This window comes from Rhodococcus sp. NPDC019647, assembly GCF_044389235.1.
GTDB classification, from domain to species: domain Bacteria; phylum Actinomycetota; class Actinomycetes; order Mycobacteriales; family Mycobacteriaceae; genus Rhodococcus_F; species Rhodococcus_F oxybenzonivorans.
In genome coordinates this window covers 1-19,993 of the sequence record NZ_JBIRXS010000032.1, presented here as the reverse complement: position 1 = coordinate 19,993, position 19,993 = coordinate 1, and the positions used below count along the sequence as shown (strand labels likewise).

Sequence of the window (19,993 nt, the reverse complement as noted above, 5' to 3'; positions counted from 1 at the left end):
GGCATGCGTGCTGCTCACGCCTGTGGGATTCGAGCGCCCAGGAACATCTCGGCGAAGCCCGGATCCGCTAGCAGTTGCGGCCCGTTTGCCTCGTGATGAATTTGGCCCGATTCCATGAGAAATACGCGTTCGCACAGCGGCAGGATCTGGCTGGGATGCTCCTCGATAATCCATAAGACGCCGGTCCCGCTGCGCTCGATGACGCAGATCTGCTCGATGAGCGAATCCACAATCTGGGGCGCTAGACCGGTGGTGGGTTCGTCGAGGATCAACAGCCGTGGTCGCATGAGCAGCGAGGAAGCGATTGCGAGCTGCTGGCGTTGTCCGCCGGACAGCGTTCCGGATCGCTGCTTTCGGCGCTCTGCGAGGATCGGAAACAGTTCGAAAACCTCGTCCACGCGATCATGAGGCAATCGCATCGCGCGGGTGACAACTTCCAGATTGTCCTCGACGGATAGTGCACCGAAAACGTTGCGCAGCTGAGGTGTATATCCGAGGCCACGGCGTGCGCGCTCGCGGGCGGACATCCCACCGAGGTGCTCGCCATCAAGTCTGACGCTCCCGCCGCGTGCATCGACTACCCCGGCGATGGTCTGCACGAGGGTTGTCTTGCCGGCTCCATTAGGGCCAATGATGGCTGTAATCGACCCTTCTTCTGCGCCAAGGGAAATGCCCCGGATGATGTTGTTTCGACCGTAGCCGCTGGTGAGGTTTTCGACATTAAGCAGTGGCACGGCGTACTCCCAGATAGGTTTCGATAACTAGGGGGTCGCGGATGACGTCCGCCGGTGGGCCGCTTGCAATGACATGGCCGTCGTGCATGACGTAGAGCGCATCGGAGATTGCGTTCATGAAGGACATGTTGTGCTCGATGACGAGCACCGTGACGCCCTCTACATCGCGCAGCTGACGCACTGTCGCAGATAAGCGGTCCTGATCGTCGGGGTTCAGGCCCGAGGACGGCTCGTCGAGCATCAACAGCGACGGCGGTTCCATGAGCAGCCGGGCGATCTGCAGTAGGCGGCCTTGGCCGATCGACAGATCTCCCGCCCGGACGTTCGCCAATTCGACCAAACCCAGACGATCAAGCAGAATCCATGCACGGTCGACCAGGCTGCGCTCACTCGCCGAGATCGCGCGCGGAGACGTGAAGAGGCGCGAGAGGCGCTCGCCCGGCACAGTGCGCACAGAGGTGAGCAAATTCTGCACGACCGACATGTCAGTGAAGTCAGCAGTGTTCTGGAACGTGCGCTTCAGACCCATCCGCGCAAGTTGGTGCGTCGGAGCCCCTGTCACGACACGCCCGTCGAACACGACCGCGCCTGCATCAGGCTTCAGGAAACCGGAGACTGCATTGAACAGGGTGGTTTTGCCGGAGCCGTTTGGCCCAATGACTCCTGTAACCTTGCCCCGGCTAACGGTCATATCGACACCGTCGAGCGCCCGGAGCTGACCGAAGCTCTTCACAACGCCCTTCACTTCGAGCAAGGGATTCGGTGCAGTCATCAGCGACCACCTGCCACAGAAGTCGCCAACACAGCAGGTGTCACGGAGGGGGAGCGTGGTGGCGGGTAGACGGACAGTCGCGGCCGGAAGAGGCCACCCGGCCAGAACAGGAGTATCACAATGAGGACCAAACCTTGCAGTGCGTCCTGAAGGCTGGCCAGCAGCTCCGGTGTAATAAAGTCCACTTGAATGTATGTGAGGCCCTCCCGCAGGCCCAACAGAACAACCGCACCAAGAACCGCGCCGACATTGCTGCCTGTCCCGCCGATAATCAGAGCAATGAAGACCGTGAAGGTGATATTCACGTTGAAGAAAGTCGGAGTAAGGATCGACAGATACCACACATACATCACCCCGGCCAGACCCATGAAGAACGCCGCAAAGACGAAAGCTTTGAGCTTGACCGCGTAGACGTTCACACCAAGCGAACGGGCCACCGCTTCGTTCTGGTTGATCGCGAGCAGACTTCGGCCGAACGCCGACCGAGTCACCCGCCGGAAGAGCAAGAAGCTGATTCCTAGAACAACCACAACGATCGCAGCGACGAACAACACCTGCGCTCGACCCGGGACGATATCGAGGCTGGGCACCGGCGCGTTCAGCAGCCCGCGCGCCCCATTGGCGATCGCCGGCTGGTTGATGAACAACTGGCGGATCACCTCGGCAAGCGCAAGCGAGACAACGGCGAGGTACTCCCCACCGACCTTCAGCAGGCCACTTCCGACAACGAACGCGAGCAGAGCTGATACGAGACCACCAATGATTGCGCCCGCCCACCACGGCAAACCGAGCCCGAGAAGGTATGTGTACGATCCGGATGGTGCCGGCAGGACGGTGAGTGCGTAGGCATAGGCGCCGACACCGAAGAATGCCGCCACACCGAAATTCACCATCCCGCCAACGCCGAACTGAAGGTTCAGTGCCAGGGCTGCGACGGCGTAGATCCCCATTAGAGTGATCAGTCCGCCAAGAATCAGCAGAGTGCTCATGCGACACGCTCCTTCGGCCCGCTGAAAAGGCCCTCAGGCCGGATGAATACGACCAAGGCGATCACCGCGAACACAACCATCTGGGTGTATTCGGACGGAATGACAAGGGTCGCGAGACTTGACGTAAGACCGACGAGGACTGCCGCGAGCATCACGCCGTAGATACTGCCGAGACCACCGATGATTGCGGCGGCGGAGATGATCAACACCTGATCCCAGCCGAGCTCAGGGTAAATGCGTGCGGTCAAGGCGATGAGCGTTCCCGCCAGCGCAGTCAGCGCACTCGCTACCGCCCAGGTGATGTATTGCAGATAAGTGGTGTTGACACCGCGAATCTGAGCCAGTGCCTGATTGTTGGCCATCGCGCGCAACGCCCGTCCGCTGTAGGACTTCGACAGCCAAAAGTGCAGTGCCATGACCACCAGAGCGGCAATGACGATTACAGCGACCTGATCGATGCCGGCCACGGCAATCCCACCGATACGGAAGGTCTCTTGAAGAGGGACGTCGAGTGTCTTTACGCCGTACCCCGTGAAGACCTCGATCATTGCGTGAATGAAGAACGCGAGACCGACTGATGCGATCATGGGAATATAGTGCGGACGCCCGCGCATCGGCCAGAAGATCAGCCGAGCTGATACGACGCCCGCCACCGTCGTGACGGCGATCGCCGCGAGACACGAGACTATCCAGTGAAACCCGAGCAGCACGTTGAACCCGTACGCGCTGAACCCACTGAGCACGATCAGCTGGGGCAGAGCGATATTCAGGAAGCCCTCCACCCGGCGCACCAATTCGAAGCCCACGGTCGCGAGCAGCAGAACCGCACCGCTGACCAGGCCTGCAACAAGGACGGCTAACATGACTCCACCCTCATCCCTGACCTCCTCGAGTGCGACTGCCGTTCCAGCTATCTCGTAGTCCACGGGCGACGGGGTCATCGAAGTACTCGGCGGCAGACCCAAGTGTGCGATGCAGGGAGACCTCGTCGCGGGTGTCGTCGGAATCGTTGACACTGCGTTTCAATGCGCCGTAGAGCACGGGTGCCTTGGCCCCGGCCTCACGCGCCGATGCGACAGCCGCAGCGACAAGCTCTGCGGGGTCCGCGAGGACATCGACGAGACCGATCTCCAGTGCGGTTTCAGCATCGAATAGTTCCCCCGACAACAGCAGTCGCCTCGCGGTACGTGCTCCGAGTAGTCGGGCGGCACGCTGAATACCCTTATCGGCCGGTAGGAGGCCGTGATTGATCTCTGGGAATCCAAAACGCGCACCGTGGACGGCCAGCACGGTATCGGCGAACAGAGCAATCTCCATGCCACCGCCCACACAGTGACCGTTGATCGCGCTGATCACCGGTCGCGGGTACCTGTCCATTGCTACAAGTAGCGAGTGAAACTCCCGCATCCGGGCGTCCAACTCTTGTTGGAGTGCTTGTTCGAGTTCTTTTATATCGCCTCCGGCGCAGAAGAATCGTTCTCCCTGGCCTGTGAGGACGACCGGGGGTGCTTCACGCATCTCGCTGAGGTCGGCAAACAGCGCCGCGAGATTGCGAATGGCTGATCGGTTCAATGCGTTTGCCGGCGGCCGGTCCAAGGTGACGACAAGGACACCCGTATAGTCCGCGGCGGTGAACCCGGCGGTCTGTGTGGTCTCAGGCCCTCTCATGCTTCACCCGGCAACTTCTTGCGTCGCCGGGGAACCAACAACGAGGTGGTCATCTCGGCGGGCGGAGGGAAATCGGGCCGGTCGCCCTTCGCGGAAGGCTTGTCGGGCCTCGGCGTAGTCTGCGCCGGCGAAATTGAGGGTTTCCAACGCCGCCGACAATTCCTGCTGCGGAAGGGCGTTGGTCAGCCAACCAGAGTTCAGTGAACGCTTCGTCCAGCGGATTGCCTGCTGCGAGCCCTGGGCAAGGTCATCGGCGATCGCCAAGGCGCGTTCGAGCACGGCGCCTTTCGGTTCAGTGAGGCTCACCAAGCCGATCCGCTCGGCCTCCGCGCCGGTCAGGCTTGCTGACGTCAGCTGGTAGTACTTAGTTTTGGCCATGCCGACCAGCAGCGGCCAGATCAGGGAAGAATGGTCGCCGGCGACCACTCCGATGCGGGTATGGCCGTCCAGAAGCAAGGCGTCTTCAGCAGCTACGCTGATATCCGCGAGCAGTGCCATCGACAAACCCCAGCCCACCGCTGGTCCGTTGATCGCGGAGATGAGAGGCTTGTCCATGTTCAGGAGGGTCGTAATCCGCCGCCGCTCATCCTCCATGAGTTCGATCGCGTCATCCAGAGTAGGGTCTGGTTCGCGTACGTCCATGCCCGTGCAGAATCCGCGGCCGGCGCCGGTGATGACAGCCACACGCGTGTGGGGGTCTCGGTCGACGTCCTCCCAGATTTCGGACAGATGCTTGAACATCGGCAGCGTCAGGGAGTTGAGTCGCTCGGGACGATTGATGGTGATGAGGAGTACCCCGTTCGGCTTGCGCTCGATCAAGATCTCCTTCGGGTATCGGCTGAAGATGTCATCCGTGGCCAATGTGCTCATCGTGCTTCTCCTACCTCGACGCTGTTTCCGGTTGTTTCTTTCTGTGCACTTTCGAACGCTTCGACCTCGGCGTAGTGGGCCGGCCGGGCGGTGCGAATATCGTCCAGAACCGCGGCAGGGGTGCGCACCACAGCGCGGGGGTTCTTGAACTTGGGGATTACGTACTTGCCGAAAAGTTCGATCGACTTCATCAATTCCTTGTGAGGCAGCCCGTCGATGCGCATAACGAGCGAGTCGGCGCCCAAGTCGGCGAATCGCTGTACCTGGGCGACACAGTCGTCGGGATCGCCCACGATGAAGCCGGAGGAGTCCTCGAACATGTAGCGCTCATCGTTGAAGTCCAGATGCTTGACGGCTCCCATGTACTGGTAGTCATCGGAGAGTTTCGAGAGGCGTTGGTACGCGTCGGTCGATAGCGCGACCGATTCTGTGAGGCTCCTCGCCCATGTGACGGCTTCGTCGCGTGTTTCTGCGCAATGCATACCGCCGCCGACTGCAACGAGCTTTTGTGCCTGCACTGGGTAGGTGTGCGTCGCGCCGTCGAGAGCGTCATCGTAGATACGCAGCATATTCTCGAGGAATTCGAAGCCCAGGTAGAAGCCTCCGACGATCGCGCCGACGCCGAGCTCCGCCGCAGTTCGAACAGACTCGGGACTCCCGGTCGCCATGTGGATCGGAGGATAGGGAGTCTGAATTCCTCTGGGTACGAGGCTTCGTGGTGGGATCTTGTAGTGCTCGCCCACAAAGGAGAAGACGTCGTTGTGCAGCGCGCGTCGAATGACTTCGAGCCCCTCGATCTGCTGGGCCTTGTTTTCCGTCGGTGAAACCTCAAAGGCCCGCAGTGCAAGGGTGGTGTTGCCTCGGCCGACACCGAGTTCCACGCGGCCGTTGGACAGAATGTCTTCGGTGGCCAGCCTCTCGGCGACCCGAAGCGCGTGGTTGATGCGCGTGGGCAACAGGGTCACCAGGTGCACGAACCGAATGCGTGAGGTCAGCGCCATCAAGTACGGATAGAGGACCTCCGGCGCGGACGTCGTCGCCGTGCCAATCGCCACGTGCTGCTCAGAGGTGCCGAACGCATCGAAACCCACCTCTTCGGCGAGGAGGACCTCGTCGACGAGCTCCCGGTAACGGTGCTCATGGGTATGCCCTGGGGGCGTTTCGCCCTCGCTCATGAAGATGAATCGCATGGCCACAACCTTTCGTGTGTGAATGCGCATTAACGTGAATGAGCATTAACGTAGAACGAGAGTGTGAGCTTGTCAACACTCGGCGGGCATTTGGGCACCTTCACTCGCCACGGCTCGCAATATCGCTGGTCAGATGCAAAAGTGTGCGGTCGCGCGCGGAGCGTGGGCCCGCAGCTAGCATCGACAGGTGTCCGATCGCTGTCCGATTGTGTTAATGCGTGTTACTATTGGTCGCATGGAGCTGATCAAGGTGGATGCGAGCGACGCTTGCAGGCGGTGTGCGACTCGGTATGTGTTGATCTCAGATTTCTCAGATTTCTCAGGTTGCCCGGTTGCTGTCGTGAACCATGAAGGCTGATCAGATGCCGTCAGCCGCGCCAACGGTTCGCCGGTCACGCCGGGAGCTGCTGCTGGAGGTCGCCGCCGATCTGTTCCTGCACCAACCCTACGACTCGGTTACGGTCGAGATGATCTGCGCGAAGGCAGGAATCTCCGCTCCCGGGCTCTATCGTCACTTCCAGAACAAGCAGGCCCTCCTCATCGCAGTGGTGGAGAATCCGTTGGAGTTTCTCCATCAGTCCGCCCGGGCGACGGTGGAGTCGGAACCCGATCCGCGTGCTGCGCTGGACGCCATGGTCGAATTCCACATCAGGTCGGTCCTGTCTGCGGCTCCGACAACGCTGATTTTCCTCAAGAACGAGCACGCGTTTCCCGAAACGGATCGCCGGCGCATTCGACGAGCGATGAATATGTACGCCGAGGAGTGGATTTCGACAGTGTCGCTGCTGCGGCCAGAGCTGTCGGATCCGGAGGTACGCCTGCTTACGCAGGCGGTGTTCTCGATGTTGAATACCGTACCCACGCTCAATAAAGGTCTTGACCAGGAGTCGATCGTCAAGACAATGTCAACTGCGGCGGTCCAGGCATTGACCTCTCCTCGGGCCGAGTGATGGCGGACCTGCCGGATTGATCAGGCGCCTACGGAACGTGGCGATAGCATCCGGTACTGGCCTGTAAATAGACCCCGTTCAATCGGATACCCTGGTTGAACGGGGCTTGATCGTCGACGATCGAGCGAAGGCGACATCCGCCTGTGTCGGTCGCACCAGTCTCGACCTCAAATATTTAAATACACTGTTGCACAGTCGAATACTGCAGCAGACTGCGCGATCCTCAATGCGGCACGTGGATCGGAGCAGTGACGCCGGCCCGGGGTCGCGCAATGACAGGATCCGCGCCCTTCCGTGCGGAAGCGCCTGGCCGGTCCTGCAATCCGATTTACGGGGAGACTCAATTGAGCGAGCATGATGTGCGAATGATCGTCCTGTCAACCGACAACTTGGACGAATCGGTCCGGTTTTACTGCGAGACTCTGGGAATGCCGTTGAAGTTCCGCGACGGGGACCGTTTCGCGGCCCTGGATGGAGGGACTATCACCGTCGCGTTGGCGACTGCGGTCGACCACCCCATGCCGGGGCAAGTTGTCGTCGGCATAAGGACCGCCGACGTCGACAGTGCGGCGAAGGCCGTGGAAGCCAACGGCGGTGGCATTGTGGGAGGCCCGTATGACCACGGACACGAACGCCGTGCAGTGGTCTACGACAATAACGGCAACGGCTTGGTCTTCTACAGCCCGCTTACCCGGTAGTACTGGACTGTCGGGGCCCGCGCATTGCACATGGTCAGCCTTGTATTACCCGATGGGTGTGGGTGTAGAGGTTCATGTTCTGGCCGCGAAGAAACCCCACGAGTGTCAGTCCTGTTTCGTCTGCGAGGTCGACAGCGAGCGACGACGGCGCGGAGACAGCGGCAAGTATGGGTATGCCTGCCATTGCGGCTTTTTGGGCGAGTTCGAACGAGGCGCGACCGCTGACCATGAGGATGCTGCCCCGGCAGGGGATGCGGTGTTGAGCGATTGCCCAGCCGACGACCTTGTCTACGGCATTGTGTCGGCCGATGTCCTCGCGGAGGGCGAGTAACTGCCCGTACTGATCGAAAAGTGCGGCTGCATGTAAACCACCGGTGCTGTCGAATACTCTCTGCGACTGGCGTAGTCGGTCGGGCAGTGTCGCCAGAACATCGACATGCACCGTGGCGGTGTCCTCGGCCGGGGAATGGACCGTCGCGAGGCGAACGGCGTCGAGTGATGCTTTCCCGCAAACTCCACATGAGGAGGTTGTGTAGAAGTTGCGTTCGACACCGGGTTGGGGTGGGGGGATGCCAACGGTGAGGGTGATGTCGAGGACGTTGTAGGTGTTGAGGCCGTTGTCGTCCACTCCGTCGCAGTAGCGGGCCGAAGCGACGTCGTCAACGCTGTTGATGACTCCTTCGGTGAGGAGGAAGCCGTGCGCGAGTTCGACATCGTGGCCTGGGGTGCGCATGGTGACCGCGAGTGGGGAGCCTCCGACACGGATTTCGAGTGGTTCCTCGACGACGAGTGTGTCGGGCCGAGTTGTGGAGTTCGGTCCACGCACGCGCACGATGGGGCGACGGGTAGTGATGCGTCCCATCAGGGTCGGTGCTCGAGCCGAATCAGGATGGCTTTGCTGACGGGCGTGTTGGATTTGTCTGCGACGTGGTCGAGGGGAATGAGGGGATTGGTTTCGGGGTAGTAGGCGGCGGCGTTGCCGACAGGTGTGGGGTAGGCGACGAGTCGGAAGTTGTCGGCTCGTCGTTCTTCGACGTTCCCGCTCCGGTTCTTCCATTCGGAAATCAAGTCGACGTGGTCGCCGTCTCGGTATCCGAGTTTTTCGATGTCGCGGGTGTTGACGAACAGAACTCGCCGGCCGCCTTTGACGCCGCGGTAGCGGTCGTCGAGACCGTAGATGGTGGTGTTGTACTGGTCGTGACTTCGCATGGTCTGCAACATGAGTCGGCCAGGCGGGACAGGTAGCCACACGAGGTCGTTGACGGCAAAGTTCGCTTTACCGGTCTCCGTCTGGAACGTGCGTGAGTCTCGCGGCGGGTGGGGGAGTCCGAACCCCTCCTTCTGTCGGACCTTGGTATTGAAGCCGTCGAAGCCGGGCACGACGCGCGAGATCGCATCCCGGATGAGGTCGTAATCGGCGGTGAACGACGTCCACGGCACGGGATGGCCGGGGCCGAACAACGTCTCGGCGATGCCGCAGACGATGGCAACTTCGGAGCGCATGTGGATGCTCGACGGGGTAAGACTTCCGCGGGAACGGTGGACCATCGACATCGAATCCTCGACGGTCACGAACTGCTTACCAGTCGCCTGGACGTCTTTGTCGGTGCGTCCGAGCGACGGCAGAATGAGTGCGGTGCGGCCGTGAACGAGATGACTGCGGTTAAGTTTGGTGGACACCTGGACGGTGAGCGAACAGTTCCGGAGGGCGGCCTCTGTGACGTCGGTGTCCGGCGTGGCGGACACGAAGTTGCCACCCATTGCCATGAACACCGAGGCTCGCCGTTCGCGCATGGCGCGGATGGAGTCGACGGCGTCGAGCCCGTGTTCTCGTGGTGAGGTGATGCCGAATTCGGTGTCGAGGGCGGCGAGGAACGATTCTGGCATCTTCTCCCAGATGCCCATGGTGCGGTCGCCTTGGACGTTGGAGTGCCCGCGGACGGGGCATACCCCGGCTCCGGATTTACCGATCATGCCGCGCATCAGCAGCAGGTTCACGGCTTCTTCGATCGTGGCAACACCGTGTGTTTGCTGGGTCAGTCCCATCGCCCAGCAGATGATGGTGGCGTTCGACTCGATCAGGGCCTGCGCTGTGTCGTGGAGTTGTTCGATTGTCAGGCCGGTGGCGTCGACGACCGTGCCGAGATCGACTCTGCGGATGTGATCGAGCCAAGCGTCGAACCCCGCGGTGTGGCGGTCGATGAAGCGTCGGTCGAGGACGGTGCCTGGCGCGGCGTCCTCGGCGGCGACGAGCAGTTTGGCCAGCCCCTGGAAGAGGGCCATGTCGCCGCCGATGCGGATCTGCAGGAAGTCGTCGGAGATCGCGGCTCCGTCGCCGATGACACCATGAACCTTCTGTGGGTCTTTGAACCGCAGCAGTCCGGCTTCGGGAAGCGGGTTGATGGCGATAACCCGGGCGCCGTTGGATCTGGCTTTTTCGAGTGTGGAGAGCATGCGTGGATGGTTGGTGCCCGGGTTCTGGCCGGCGATGAGAATGAGGTCGGCGTTCTCGATATCCGGAACGGATACCGATCCTTTGCCGATGCCGATCGAGGCGGTCAGTGCGCTGCCGGACGATTCGTGACACATGTTCGAACAGTCGGGCATGTTGTTGGTGCCGAAGGAGCGAATCAGTAACTGGTAGAGGAACGCTGCTTCATTGGATGTTCGGCCGGAGGTGTAGAAGATCGCCTCATGTGGGCTACCCAGCGCGTTCAGTTCGTCTGCGATGATGCGGTTCGCGTCATCCCATTCGATTGGCTCGTAGTGTGTGGCGCCTGGGCGTAGCACCATGGGGTGGGTGAGGCGTCCCTGCTGTCCGAGCCAGTACTCGGTGCGGCCGAGGAGGTCGTCAATGGAGTGTGCGTTGAAGAAGGCTGGGCCGACGGTCCGCTTGGTGGCTTCTTCGGCGACGGCCTTGGCGCCGTTCTCGCAGAATTCGGCGTGCTTGCGGTGGCCGGGTGTTTCCGGCCACGCGCAGCCCGGACAGTCGAAGCCTTTGCGCTGATTGAGTTTGGCGAGAGTGGCAGCGGTGCGCGTCGCACCCATCTGTGACATGCCGCGTTGAAGTGATACGAGCACCGCCGGTACGCCTGCGGCGTACTGCTTGTTCTTCGTCACGACGATGCTGTGCTCGTCGTATTCGTAGTCGTCTCGACGCGCCATCAGCAGTGCAGCCTTCCCCAGGTTTACAGACAGTCGGTCGAGGATGCACCACGGATATGGGTGGTGTCCAAGATGCCCGTCCTACTGGTCGATAGGCGTTGCCGATGATGTCTGGTCGAGGACTGAAGCCGTCGCTTCGAGAGCCTGAACGAGAAGGGACGACGGGCCTTCTGCGCGGGTGATCAACCCGACCACTGGAGCTGTGCGACCTTCGATGAGTGGAGTGGACCGGAGGCCGGGTGGTTCACCGAATACTTTGAACCACACCTGAGGCACGACTGCAGCCCACTGCCCGGTCTTGACGTGGGCATAGAGGGAAGCGATGGAATCGGTTTCGACTTGTGCGGTGTGGACGGCTCCGTCGTCGGCGAAATAGTCGTCGAGGATGCGCCTGCCGCGCATGATCGACGGCAATGTGCACATCGGCAACGTCGACGCTTCGCTCCAGGAGATGTGGGCGCGGCGCGGGAGGGCCGGGTCGTCGGCGGTCAAGAGTGCGTATCGCTCGCGATAGAGCGGGAAAGTGTGGTAGCGCAGGGCGATGTCGTCGTCGAGGTAAGTGATGCCACCGTCGAGCTCGAAGCGATCGAGCCGAGCTGTGATCTCGCTCGAGGACAGGTCTTCGGCGAGACGCACCGTGATGAGGGGATGCCGCAGACACAATGGGCTCGACAGGTCGGCGACTGTCGCGGATGCGGTGGGAATGACCCCTATTCGGAGGGTGCCGGTGACGCCCGACCGTAGGCTGGCGGCCTCGTGTAGGAGTGATTCCTGGTTGGCGAGAATTCTCTGAGCCCAACGTACGATCTGCTCGCCCTCCACTGTGAGGCCCTCGAACTTGCGGCCTCGAACGATCAGCGGCAGATCGAGTTCGATCTCCAGTTTGCGGATCGCCTCCGACAAAGCCGGTTGAGAGACAGCACATGCATCCGCTGCGCGAGTGAAGTGCTTCTCACGCGAGAGGACGACGAGGTACTCGAGCTGCCGGAACTGCACAGCATAATCTTCTCATCCCGTCTCGCTCCCCGGAGGAGGCGGCGAAGTTCTGCGGCCCGACAGCCGAGTACCGGATGCGTCGTTTGGTGTCAGGGTCACCTCTCTCGCATCGCTGGCCAGGGTCTACGCCCTGTCGTTCTGACCGTTTCGTGGATCGTGGTGAGGCCTCCCCAGGCCACTGCAACGGGACCAGACGGTCGGTATCGACGATTCGATCAATACAATTGCCCCGACTCGGTGGCAGGTGGCGTTACCCTGAATTCAGATCATTGAGGGACAAAGAAATGCTGTGTCTTTGGGGTACCGCCGGATCGAGTGAATCGCCAGCTGCGCATGGCAACTGGTGATCCACTCGAGACTCAGCGTGACGTGGCGTCCGCCGTCGTTGCGGAGTTGACCACGGCAGGGTTTACGGAGGTCCACGAAATCGGACGTGGCGGCTTCGGTCTTGTCTACCGTTGTGGGCAACCCTCGCTGGACCGCACTGTCGCGGTGAAGGTCCTCACCGCCAATCTGGACAAAGACAACCGGGCACGGTTCTTTCGAGAGCAGCGGGCGATGGGCCGCCTTACGGGTCACCCGAACATCGCTAACGTGCTCCACATTGGAACCACAACCAGTGGTCGGCCCTACATCGTGATGCAATACCACTCGCACGGTTCGTTGGACACCCGAATCCGTCGGCATGGCCGACTCGAGTTGGACGAGGCTCTGCGATTCGGCGTGAAGTTGGCCGGCGCGCTCGAGACCGCGCACCGGCTCGGCATCCTCCATAGAGACGTAAAGCCGGGGAATATCCTGATCACCGATTACGACGAGCCCGCCCTGACCGACTTCGGCATCGCTCATTTTGCTGGGGGATTCGAGACCTCGACGGGCATTCTCACCGGATCCCCGGCTTTCACAGCCCCCGAGGTGCTCGAGGGAGAGGAGCCGCCCAGCGCGGCCTCAGACATCTACAGTCTCGGCGCAACCTTGTTCTCGGCCGTAACCGGGCACGCAGCTTTTGAACGTCACAGCGGCGAGCAAATAGTCGCACAGTTCATTCGCATCACTACCCAACCGGTACCCGATCTCCGCGAGCAGGGACTTCCGGATGATGTCAGCGCGGCCATCGAACACGCGATGTCAGCAAATCCGCGGGAGCGTCCCCTCAGCGCGGCGCAGTTCGGTGACGAACTACGCCGGAGTCAGCTCGCTCACGATTTTCCGGTCGAAGAGATGGACCTGCTCGCCGAACGAGGCGCGAAGCGCTCCGCACAAGACCAACCAAGAGCCCGTCGCCGCTCCACCGCCGGCCTCCTCCACAACGCGATCCCGCCGTCAACATGGGGAGCGGCGGGAGATCTTCCGTCGGACCTCACCAGCTTCGTAGGCCGCCGTCGCGAGCTGACCGACGCCAAGGCGAAGTTGTCTACTTCCCGCCTGGTCACCTTGACCGGGATCGGCGGGGTCGGCAAAACGCGCCTTGCGCTACGCGTTGCGACGGAGGCGCGGCGCGGGTTCAGCGGCGGTGTGAGGTTGGTCGAGCTAGGCGAACTGAACGAGCGGTCACTGCTCGTGGATGCGGTCGCTGCGGCGGTCGGAATACATCATCGCTCGGCACGACCGCTTGAACGCGTAATTGCGGAGTTCCTCGCCACACGCAACCTTCTGCTCGTTCTGGACAACTGTGAGCGTTTGGTGGATGCAGTCGCCACGCTCGCCGGGGAACTGCTTCGGACCTGTCCCGAGCTGCGGATTCTGGCCACGAGCCGGGAGGCCCTCGGTATCGAAGGGGAAGCGGTGCTGCGCGTACCGCCGCTGACGATTCCCGAGGCGGACGATGAGTCGTCTCTGCGCGGGCTTTCCCAGTACGACGCCGTGACGCTGTTCTTGGAACGTGCCGCCGCTGCGGTGTCCGGGTTCGAGTTGACCGAGGAAAACCGGATCACGGTAGCGCAGATCTGCCGGGCACTTGATGGTCTACCCCTGCCGATCGAGTTGGCGGCCGCGCGGTTGCGGGCGATGTCCGCCGACCAAATGGCCGAGCGACTGAATGACCGGTACAAACTGCTCACCCTGGGACGTCGCGGTGCGCCGAGGCGCCAACAGACGCTGTGGTTGTCGATGGACTGGAGTTACGACCTGTGCAGTTCCTCGGAACGGCAGCTGTGGGCACGCGTGTCGGTATTCGCCGGGAGCTTCGAATTGGACGCGGCGGAAGGCATTTGCTTGGGGGAGGAGGCTCCTGAGGATCTGCTCGACGTGCTCACAGCGTTGGTCGACAAGTCGATCCTCATCAGGGAGGCTCCGGGCGGAGTGGTCCGTTTCCGCCTTCTCGAGACGGTACGTGACTACGGCCGACACAAAGCAGAGCAGTCCGGTGACTACCAGGCGTTACGCTCGCGGCACCGGGATTGGTACGAGAAGCTGGCACTGACAGCGGAAGCGGAGTGGGTCAGTTCGCAGCAGTTGAAATGGATCGCACGGCTCGGGCGCGAGGAGTCGAATTTGCGTGAGGCGATGACGCTGTGCCTATCCGAGGTAGGCGATACCGACCCCGAGGCCGGGCTGCGGATCGCAGCTGCGCTGTATCCCTTCTGGCTTACCCGCGGCAAGCTCACCGAGGGACGATACTGGCTCGACCGAGCCCTCGCCTGCCATCCCCGGCAGCCCACCGCGACACGAGTCAAAGCCCTGTACTACAGCAGCGTGCTGTCCGAACTTCAGGGCGACCTCCCCGCTGCGACTGCACTGGTCGAGGAGGGGCGATCCTTGGCTGAGCAGATCGACGACCCGATGACGCATGCACTCGTTGCCCAAGCAGAAGGGCTACTCGCGCTCAACAACAGCGACCTCCAGCGCGCGAGCGGACTTCTGGAAGAAGCCCGCACCATGTACGCGACACTGAACGATGACCATCGGAAGGTTGCAGTTGAGTATCTACTGGGTATGGCATATGGACTGCGTGGGGACATTCCGCGGGCGATGGCGTGTCATGAGAGGGCTATCGCGATGACGGACGTTCTGGGCGAGTCGATATATCGCTCGTATTCGTTGTGGTCCATGGGTGTTGGGGTTTGGCAGCAGGGAGATTCGAATCGTGCCGCTCGCTTGCTTGAAGACAGTTTGCGTCTCGGGCGACTGGCGGACGACCAAATTACCGTCACCGTGTGTCTGGAATCCCTCGCGTGGCTCTGCGACGAGCGCCATGCACAGCGTGCCGCGGTGCTGATGGGCGCCGCCGAGGAATTGGGGCACACCGTGGGCAGCTCGACGGTGATGTTCCCCCACCTCCTCGTCCACCATGAAAAGAACAAGCGCCGGATTCGCCATACACTCGGTGAGCGCGCCTTTCAAGCCGCCCATCGGGAAGGGCGCGCGCTCGGAACTCACGATGCCATTGTGTATGCCCTGAACGAACAGCCCAGGGACACAACGACGCGGCCCGCCGGTATCGCGACGAACCTGACCAAACGTGAATGGCAGGTCGCCGACCTGGTAGCAAAGGGTTTGACCAACAGGGCGATCGCAAAGAGTCTCGTCATCTCGGACCGTACCGCCCAGGGCCACGTAGAACACATCCTGAGCAAGCTCGGATTCACCTCACGAGCACAGATCGCGGCCTGGTTCGTTGACCAGACCCAAGGCGAACAACTCTGACTCGTGAGCTCCGCGTACCCGCTCAGATCGGTCAACGGCGCACCCGATAGCGCAGGTGAAGCACCCGATTGCCCTGAATCACCACGTCAGGATCCTCCAACAGGTGCTGCGCGTGGACCGATCCGAAGAAACGCTTGCCGGACCCGAACACCACGGGTGCGACGTCCATGCGCACCTCGTCGACCAAACCTGCGGCAAGCACCTGGCCACCGACGTCGCCGGCGGCGACCTCGACGATGCGGTCACCCGCGAGCTCCTGGGCCTTGGCCACGGCTGCGTCGATGCCGTCGACGAAGTGAAACGGCGCCTCGCGGTCCCAGCCCTCGGGCATCGGCCGGTGCGTCACAACGACCACGTGGTCGATTCCGCCCGGAGGCTTGCCGTCCCAGCCGTCCGTCATGTCGAAGACGTGGCGGCCGACGATTGTCGCCCCGATCTGGTCCCAGTACGGCCGGGTGTAGTCGTAGGACGTCTGCGACATCTTGATCTCGCCGCTCTCGTCCAACGGGACGTCACCGCTGGACAACCAATCGAACAGCGGTCCGGGCTGGTCGTTCTCGTCCGCGATGAAGCCGTCCACCGACACCGAGCTGTACATGACCACCTTGCCCATGGGGCACTCCTCTGCTTTGGGGTTTCCCAAATGTAGCGGGTCGTGAGCTGTCGCTCTTGTAAGAAATCAATCGCCTGGCAGCGGCCACGCGAATGAGTGTCGCGCCGGATCGGTACGGCGCGGCAGGAGGCGCGGAAGACCATTGAGGAGATCCACCGCAGCACCGCTCTCGAGATCGCGCTTGGATTACGAACGAGATTTTTTGGCTTATTAGAAGGGGTTCGGCTATTGATTTGTGCGGCGCCGACGATCCGTGGGCCAGGGGCCACCCCGGAGCGGTCGGTCGTCGAGCGTGCGTTTCTCGTTGTCACGGAACCGCGGCTCGTAGTGATGGAAGAACACCTTGCCGACCAGGTCCCGTCGGCTGTGCACGCCGGTCTTGTCGAAGATGCTCTTCAAATGTTGCTGCACGGTCTGCGCCGACACGTGCAGCTCGGCGGAGATCTGCGAAGTCGACGCCCCTTGTAACACCATCGACGTGACCTCCTTCTCCCGCTCGGTCAGCCCGTACGCCGACATCAGCAGCGGATACAGACGACTCGGATGCGCCGGCTCGACGATCACCGCGATCCGCCGCCTGCCCGTCGACGTCAGGCATGCACCGTGCAGCACCAACCACGCACCCGACCGCGACAGCACCCGCGAGATGGCCACGTCGCCCAGCCGGTCGCGGTCTTCCACACACCGCAACACACGACCGGCGAGCGTGATCACCGCGGCCGGCAACTCGCCCCGATCCCAATTCCCACCCGGAAGATCCACCATCCACCGGTCGACCCCGGGCGTCGCGGATTCGATGTTCCAGTTCTCGTCGAGAACGAGCAGACCCGGCGAATCGGCATACTCCGGTTCCTCGGCCTGCCCGTACAGCAGTGCGCGGCGGGCACCACCCGCGAGGACCGGCGCGATCTCCTTCACGAACGACTTCTCGGTTTCGGAGAACATCGGCATTCCCTCGTCGCGATAGAGGCTCAGCGCTCCCCACGTTTCTCCCGAGCGCGTGCGTAACCGTGCGATCAGCTCCTGGTCGCCGCCGAGCGTCCGGCTCCGGCGCCAGCGCGGACTTCCCGACGGATCACCATGCGCCGCTTCGTGCAAGGTGGAAAGCCCAGCGGCGGAACGCATTACGTCGGGGACGGACTGAAAGTCGTCCTCGTAGTACTCCGCGGCCAGCCATTCCCCGGGGAACTCGTCCATGCCGAAGTGATAATGACTGGTCATCAGCAAGGACACGGGGTCGAGGGTGAACCAGCACGGCGTCCAGTAGTACGGGACGACCCCGGCGACGACGGCCGACGCGTCCCGCCACAGCGAGACCAGCCCGCGTGGGGCGGCGCACAATCGTGCGACCTTGTCTACCGCGCACTGCACGGAATCCACGCTCACGAGTCAATCGTACGAGCGCGGATCGGCAATCGGATATACCAGAATTGTGGAATGGTGCCCCCTCCGCGTCGGGCCTAGCGTCGGTGACATGTCCAAAACCGATACCACGAATGTGCGGCTGAGCCCGCCGCCGCCCCAATTGATGCGGCTGGTCAATCCGTTGATCCGGCGGGTCCTCACAACCCGGTCACTGGGGCGGCGCATCCGGCGCCAAGGACTGATCGAGTTCACCGGCCGTCGTACCGGGCGTACCCTGCGGGTGCCGGTATGCCTGCACGACGTCGACGGTCAGACACTCGTCTTCACCGAGCGTCCGTGGCGGCGCAACTTCGCCGGCGGTGCACCCGTGACGGTCACCCACCGGGGCCGTGTCCGCCGGGGGCGGGCCCTGCTACTCGAGTCCACCCCCGCCGAGGCAGGCGCCGCATTCCGGGCAGCTCTCGACGACGGGGCCACCCCGTTCGAACTCGGGCTGAAGGTTCCGCGAGGATACGAGCCGACCGAAGCCGAACTGGCCACGATCGCCAGGTCACTGATCCGCGTCGACTATGATGACTGAGGAGAGTTCTTATGCGTATCAACAGGATCCGACGTGACATTACTGCTCTCAGCGACGAACTGGAAGTACCGGGGATCGGACACCTGCCGGTGAACGCGTACGTTCTGCACGCCGCCGAACCCGTCGTTGTCGACACCGGACTGAGTCTGCCCGGACGCGGGTTCATGGACGCCCTGGGATCGGTGCTCGACGCCGCGGACGTCGAGTGGATCTGGCTGACGCATCCGGACCGCGATCACACCGGCGCGCTGTTCGACCTGCTCGACGCGGCGCCGCGCGCCCGCCTGATCACGACCTTCGCGGGCGTAGGCATCATGTCGTGCGCACGGCCCGTGCCGATGGACCGGGTCTATCTGCTCAATCCGGGTCAATCCCTCGACGTCGGCGATCGGACGCTGACGGCGTTGCGTCCGCCGCTGTTCGACAATCCCAGCACGGTCGGCTTCTACGACGACCGCAGTAAGGCCTACTTCTCGTCGGATTGCTTCGGGGCGCCGATGGAGACCGCGGAACTCGCCACCGCCGACGACATCGGCTACTGCACGCCGACCACGGTGCGCGCTGCCCAGCACCTGTGGGCCGCCGTCGACAGCCCCTGGGTTCACACGGTGGACCAGGACAAATTCCTGGCCACCGTGTCAACCCTGAGCGCTCTCGAACCCCGGCGACTCCTCAGCACTCACCTGCCCCCGGCGGACGGGCGCACCGCGGAGTATCTCGACATGCTCGCCACCGCGCCACAGGCTGATGCCTTCGTCGGACCCGACCAGGCCGCACTCGAACAAATGTTGGCCGGATTCGAACCCGCTCGCTGAGAGTCCTCCGGGCTTGTTCGCGGCCGACGCCGGCAAGCAGGAACAGGTGAAGCGGTTTCCACCACGATGTGCTCGGCCAGGTCGCGCACCGAAATCTGTGACGGTGTGGGCAGACGCCTGTCACCTCACGTTCAGATGGACGCCGGAACTCCGGTGCGCCCGACCCGCGCGACGGCCACATGAGCGGTCGAGCGTCCTTCGTGAAACTCTTCGAGCGTCGTTGTATTACAGCAGAGGTAGAGGGTGTCGAGGTTCTCTCCGCCGAATGCGCACGCCACTGCCCACGTGTCGGTGACCTCGACCTTATCGGTGATCTGGCCGCCTTCGACGACCCGATAGAAGCCACTGTCGGCACCGAGGGTCAACGCGTTCCCGAACCAGAGGCCTCCGTCACTATCCAGGGCGATGCCATCGGGATGAAACGACTCGTCGAGCTGAGCCCATACTCGGTGGTTGGTCAGACCGCCATCTTCCGCCATGTCGAACGCGCTGATGCGGTGCGGGAAGGTTTCCGCGACCAGCAGGGTGCCATCGGGGGTACGTGCACAGCCGTTGGGGAAGATCAGATCTCCAGGAACCTGCGAGACGCTGCCGTCGGCACGGATGTGGACGAGGTGTGTCGGCTTCGGATCCTCTTCGCCGAGCGCGAATCCGAAATTGCCGGCATAGGCGTCGCCCGCCGGTGCAACGTACAGGTCGTTGCCGATCCCTCCAGCCAGTGCGCTGAAGTCGGCATACTGCTCGAGCTTGCCGCCGGCGGTGATGCGATACACCGACCGCTCGTTCTGCGAGACGACAAGAGGTGTCCCGTCGGGAAGGAAACCGAGTCCGGACGGTCGTCCGGGCACTTTAGCCTGAATCCACCGACGTGATGCCGAAGCCCGTTCCGGCCGGGCGAGTGGATGTATGGGCAGTTGCGGGCATGCGGTGACCGCTGGTCTGC

The 19,993-nt window shown here is 62.4% G+C and carries 18 protein-coding genes; 5 read left to right on the top strand and 13 right to left on the bottom strand.

Annotation, left to right across the window (positions count from 1 at the left end; genetic code table 11):
• Positions 1 to 14: 14 nt before the first annotated feature.
• From ACH49N_RS33210 to ACH49N_RS33180, 7 genes are read right to left on the bottom strand one after another with little or no spacing between them, the layout of a single operon-like run.
• Positions 15 to 734 carry an ABC transporter ATP-binding protein gene (locus ACH49N_RS33210; RefSeq protein WP_358276988.1) on the bottom strand — a complete coding sequence of 240 codons (720 nt, stop codon included), beginning with the start codon at positions 732 to 734 and terminating at the stop codon, positions 15 to 17.
• Positions 721 to 1,506 carry an ABC transporter ATP-binding protein gene (locus tag ACH49N_RS33205; protein ID WP_358276987.1) on the bottom strand — a complete coding sequence of 262 codons (786 nt, stop codon included), beginning with the start codon at positions 1,504 to 1,506 and terminating at the stop codon, positions 721 to 723. The genes ACH49N_RS33210 and ACH49N_RS33205 overlap by 14 nt, the downstream gene beginning before the upstream one ends.
• The gene (locus ACH49N_RS33200; protein ID WP_159922225.1) at positions 1,506 to 2,495 is read right to left on the bottom strand and encodes a branched-chain amino acid ABC transporter permease; all 990 of its coding nucleotides are present in this window, start codon (positions 2,493 to 2,495) and stop codon (positions 1,506 to 1,508) included. The genes ACH49N_RS33205 and ACH49N_RS33200 overlap by 1 nt, the downstream gene beginning before the upstream one ends.
• A complete protein-coding gene (locus ACH49N_RS33195; protein ID WP_162603223.1) occupies positions 2,492 to 3,358 on the bottom strand; it encodes a branched-chain amino acid ABC transporter permease in 867 nt (288 codons plus the stop codon). The genes ACH49N_RS33200 and ACH49N_RS33195 overlap by 4 nt, the downstream gene beginning before the upstream one ends.
• Positions 3,359 to 3,368: 10 nt before the next feature.
• Positions 3,369 to 4,163 (bottom strand): enoyl-CoA hydratase/isomerase family protein, encoded by a 795-nt coding sequence (locus ACH49N_RS33190; RefSeq protein ID WP_358276986.1) that lies wholly within the window; start codon positions 4,161 to 4,163, stop codon positions 3,369 to 3,371.
• 3 nt (positions 4,164 to 4,166) lie between these two features.
• Positions 4,167 to 5,033 carry an enoyl-CoA hydratase/isomerase family protein gene (locus ACH49N_RS33185; RefSeq protein ID WP_358276985.1) on the bottom strand — a complete coding sequence of 289 codons (867 nt, stop codon included), beginning with the start codon at positions 5,031 to 5,033 and terminating at the stop codon, positions 4,167 to 4,169.
• Positions 5,030 to 6,223: an LLM class flavin-dependent oxidoreductase gene (locus ACH49N_RS33180; protein WP_358276984.1), complete on the bottom strand. Its 1,194-nt coding sequence runs from the start codon at positions 6,221 to 6,223 to the stop codon at positions 5,030 to 5,032. Before ACH49N_RS33180 ends, ACH49N_RS33185 begins: the two co-directional genes overlap by 4 nt.
• A 362-nt stretch (positions 6,224 to 6,585) precedes the next feature.
• Between ACH49N_RS33180 and ACH49N_RS33175 the strand changes: the two genes are divergently transcribed.
• A complete protein-coding gene (locus tag ACH49N_RS33175; protein ID WP_250768245.1) occupies positions 6,586 to 7,173 on the top strand; it encodes a TetR/AcrR family transcriptional regulator in 588 nt (195 codons plus the stop codon).
• 344 nt (positions 7,174 to 7,517) lie between these two features.
• Positions 7,518 to 7,871, top strand: a complete 354-nt coding sequence (locus tag ACH49N_RS33170) for a VOC family protein (protein ID WP_358276983.1) — start codon at positions 7,518 to 7,520, stop codon at positions 7,869 to 7,871.
• A 34-nt stretch (positions 7,872 to 7,905) separates the two neighbouring features.
• On the opposite strand, the gene fdhD is transcribed toward ACH49N_RS33170, so the two are convergent.
• The 3 genes from fdhD to ACH49N_RS33155 all read right to left on the bottom strand — a co-directional run bounded on the left by fdhD (position 7,906) and on the right by ACH49N_RS33155 (position 12,032).
• Positions 7,906 to 8,733, bottom strand: a complete 828-nt coding sequence (gene fdhD / locus ACH49N_RS33165) for a formate dehydrogenase accessory sulfurtransferase FdhD (protein WP_358276982.1) — start codon at positions 8,731 to 8,733, stop codon at positions 7,906 to 7,908.
• Complete coding sequence (locus ACH49N_RS33160; RefSeq protein ID WP_358276981.1) at positions 8,733 to 11,036, bottom strand: FdhF/YdeP family oxidoreductase; 2,304 nt, start codon at positions 11,034 to 11,036, stop codon at positions 8,733 to 8,735. Before ACH49N_RS33160 ends, fdhD begins: the two co-directional genes overlap by 1 nt.
• A gap of 81 nt (positions 11,037 to 11,117) precedes the next feature.
• Positions 11,118 to 12,032: a LysR family transcriptional regulator gene (locus ACH49N_RS33155; protein WP_358276980.1), complete on the bottom strand. Its 915-nt coding sequence runs from the start codon at positions 12,030 to 12,032 to the stop codon at positions 11,118 to 11,120.
• 333 nt (positions 12,033 to 12,365) lie between these two features.
• On the opposite strand from ACH49N_RS33155, the gene ACH49N_RS33150 reads away from it, so the two are divergent.
• A complete protein-coding gene (locus ACH49N_RS33150; protein WP_358276979.1) occupies positions 12,366 to 15,677 on the top strand; it encodes a protein kinase in 3,312 nt (1,103 codons plus the stop codon).
• A 31-nt stretch (positions 15,678 to 15,708) separates the two neighbouring features.
• Here the strand turns inward: ACH49N_RS33150 and ACH49N_RS33145 are convergent, their stop codons facing one another.
• Together ACH49N_RS33145 and ACH49N_RS33140 are read right to left on the bottom strand one after the other, a co-directional pair.
• Complete coding sequence (locus ACH49N_RS33145; protein WP_159922245.1) at positions 15,709 to 16,290, bottom strand: dihydrofolate reductase family protein; 582 nt, start codon at positions 16,288 to 16,290, stop codon at positions 15,709 to 15,711.
• A 225-nt stretch (positions 16,291 to 16,515) separates the two neighbouring features.
• Entirely contained in the window at positions 16,516 to 17,661 is a 1,146-nt protein-coding gene (locus tag ACH49N_RS33140) for a LuxR C-terminal-related transcriptional regulator (protein WP_358277021.1), read from the bottom strand.
• Positions 17,662 to 17,764: 103 nt separating this feature from the next.
• On the opposite strand from ACH49N_RS33140, the gene ACH49N_RS33135 reads away from it, so the two are divergent.
• Both ACH49N_RS33135 and ACH49N_RS33130 read left to right on the top strand, forming a co-directional pair.
• Positions 17,765 to 18,235 (top strand): grhN, encoded by a 471-nt coding sequence (locus ACH49N_RS33135; RefSeq protein WP_358276978.1) that lies wholly within the window; start codon positions 17,765 to 17,767, stop codon positions 18,233 to 18,235.
• 11 nt (positions 18,236 to 18,246) lie between these two features.
• Positions 18,247 to 19,050: an MBL fold metallo-hydrolase gene (locus ACH49N_RS33130; RefSeq protein WP_358276977.1), complete on the top strand. Its 804-nt coding sequence runs from the start codon at positions 18,247 to 18,249 to the stop codon at positions 19,048 to 19,050.
• A 131-nt stretch (positions 19,051 to 19,181) separates the two neighbouring features.
• Here ACH49N_RS33130 and ACH49N_RS33125 read toward each other — a convergent pair.
• The coding region (locus ACH49N_RS33125) for an SMP-30/gluconolactonase/LRE family protein (protein ID WP_358276976.1) at positions 19,182 to 19,993 on the bottom strand (812 nt) is incomplete at its 5' end.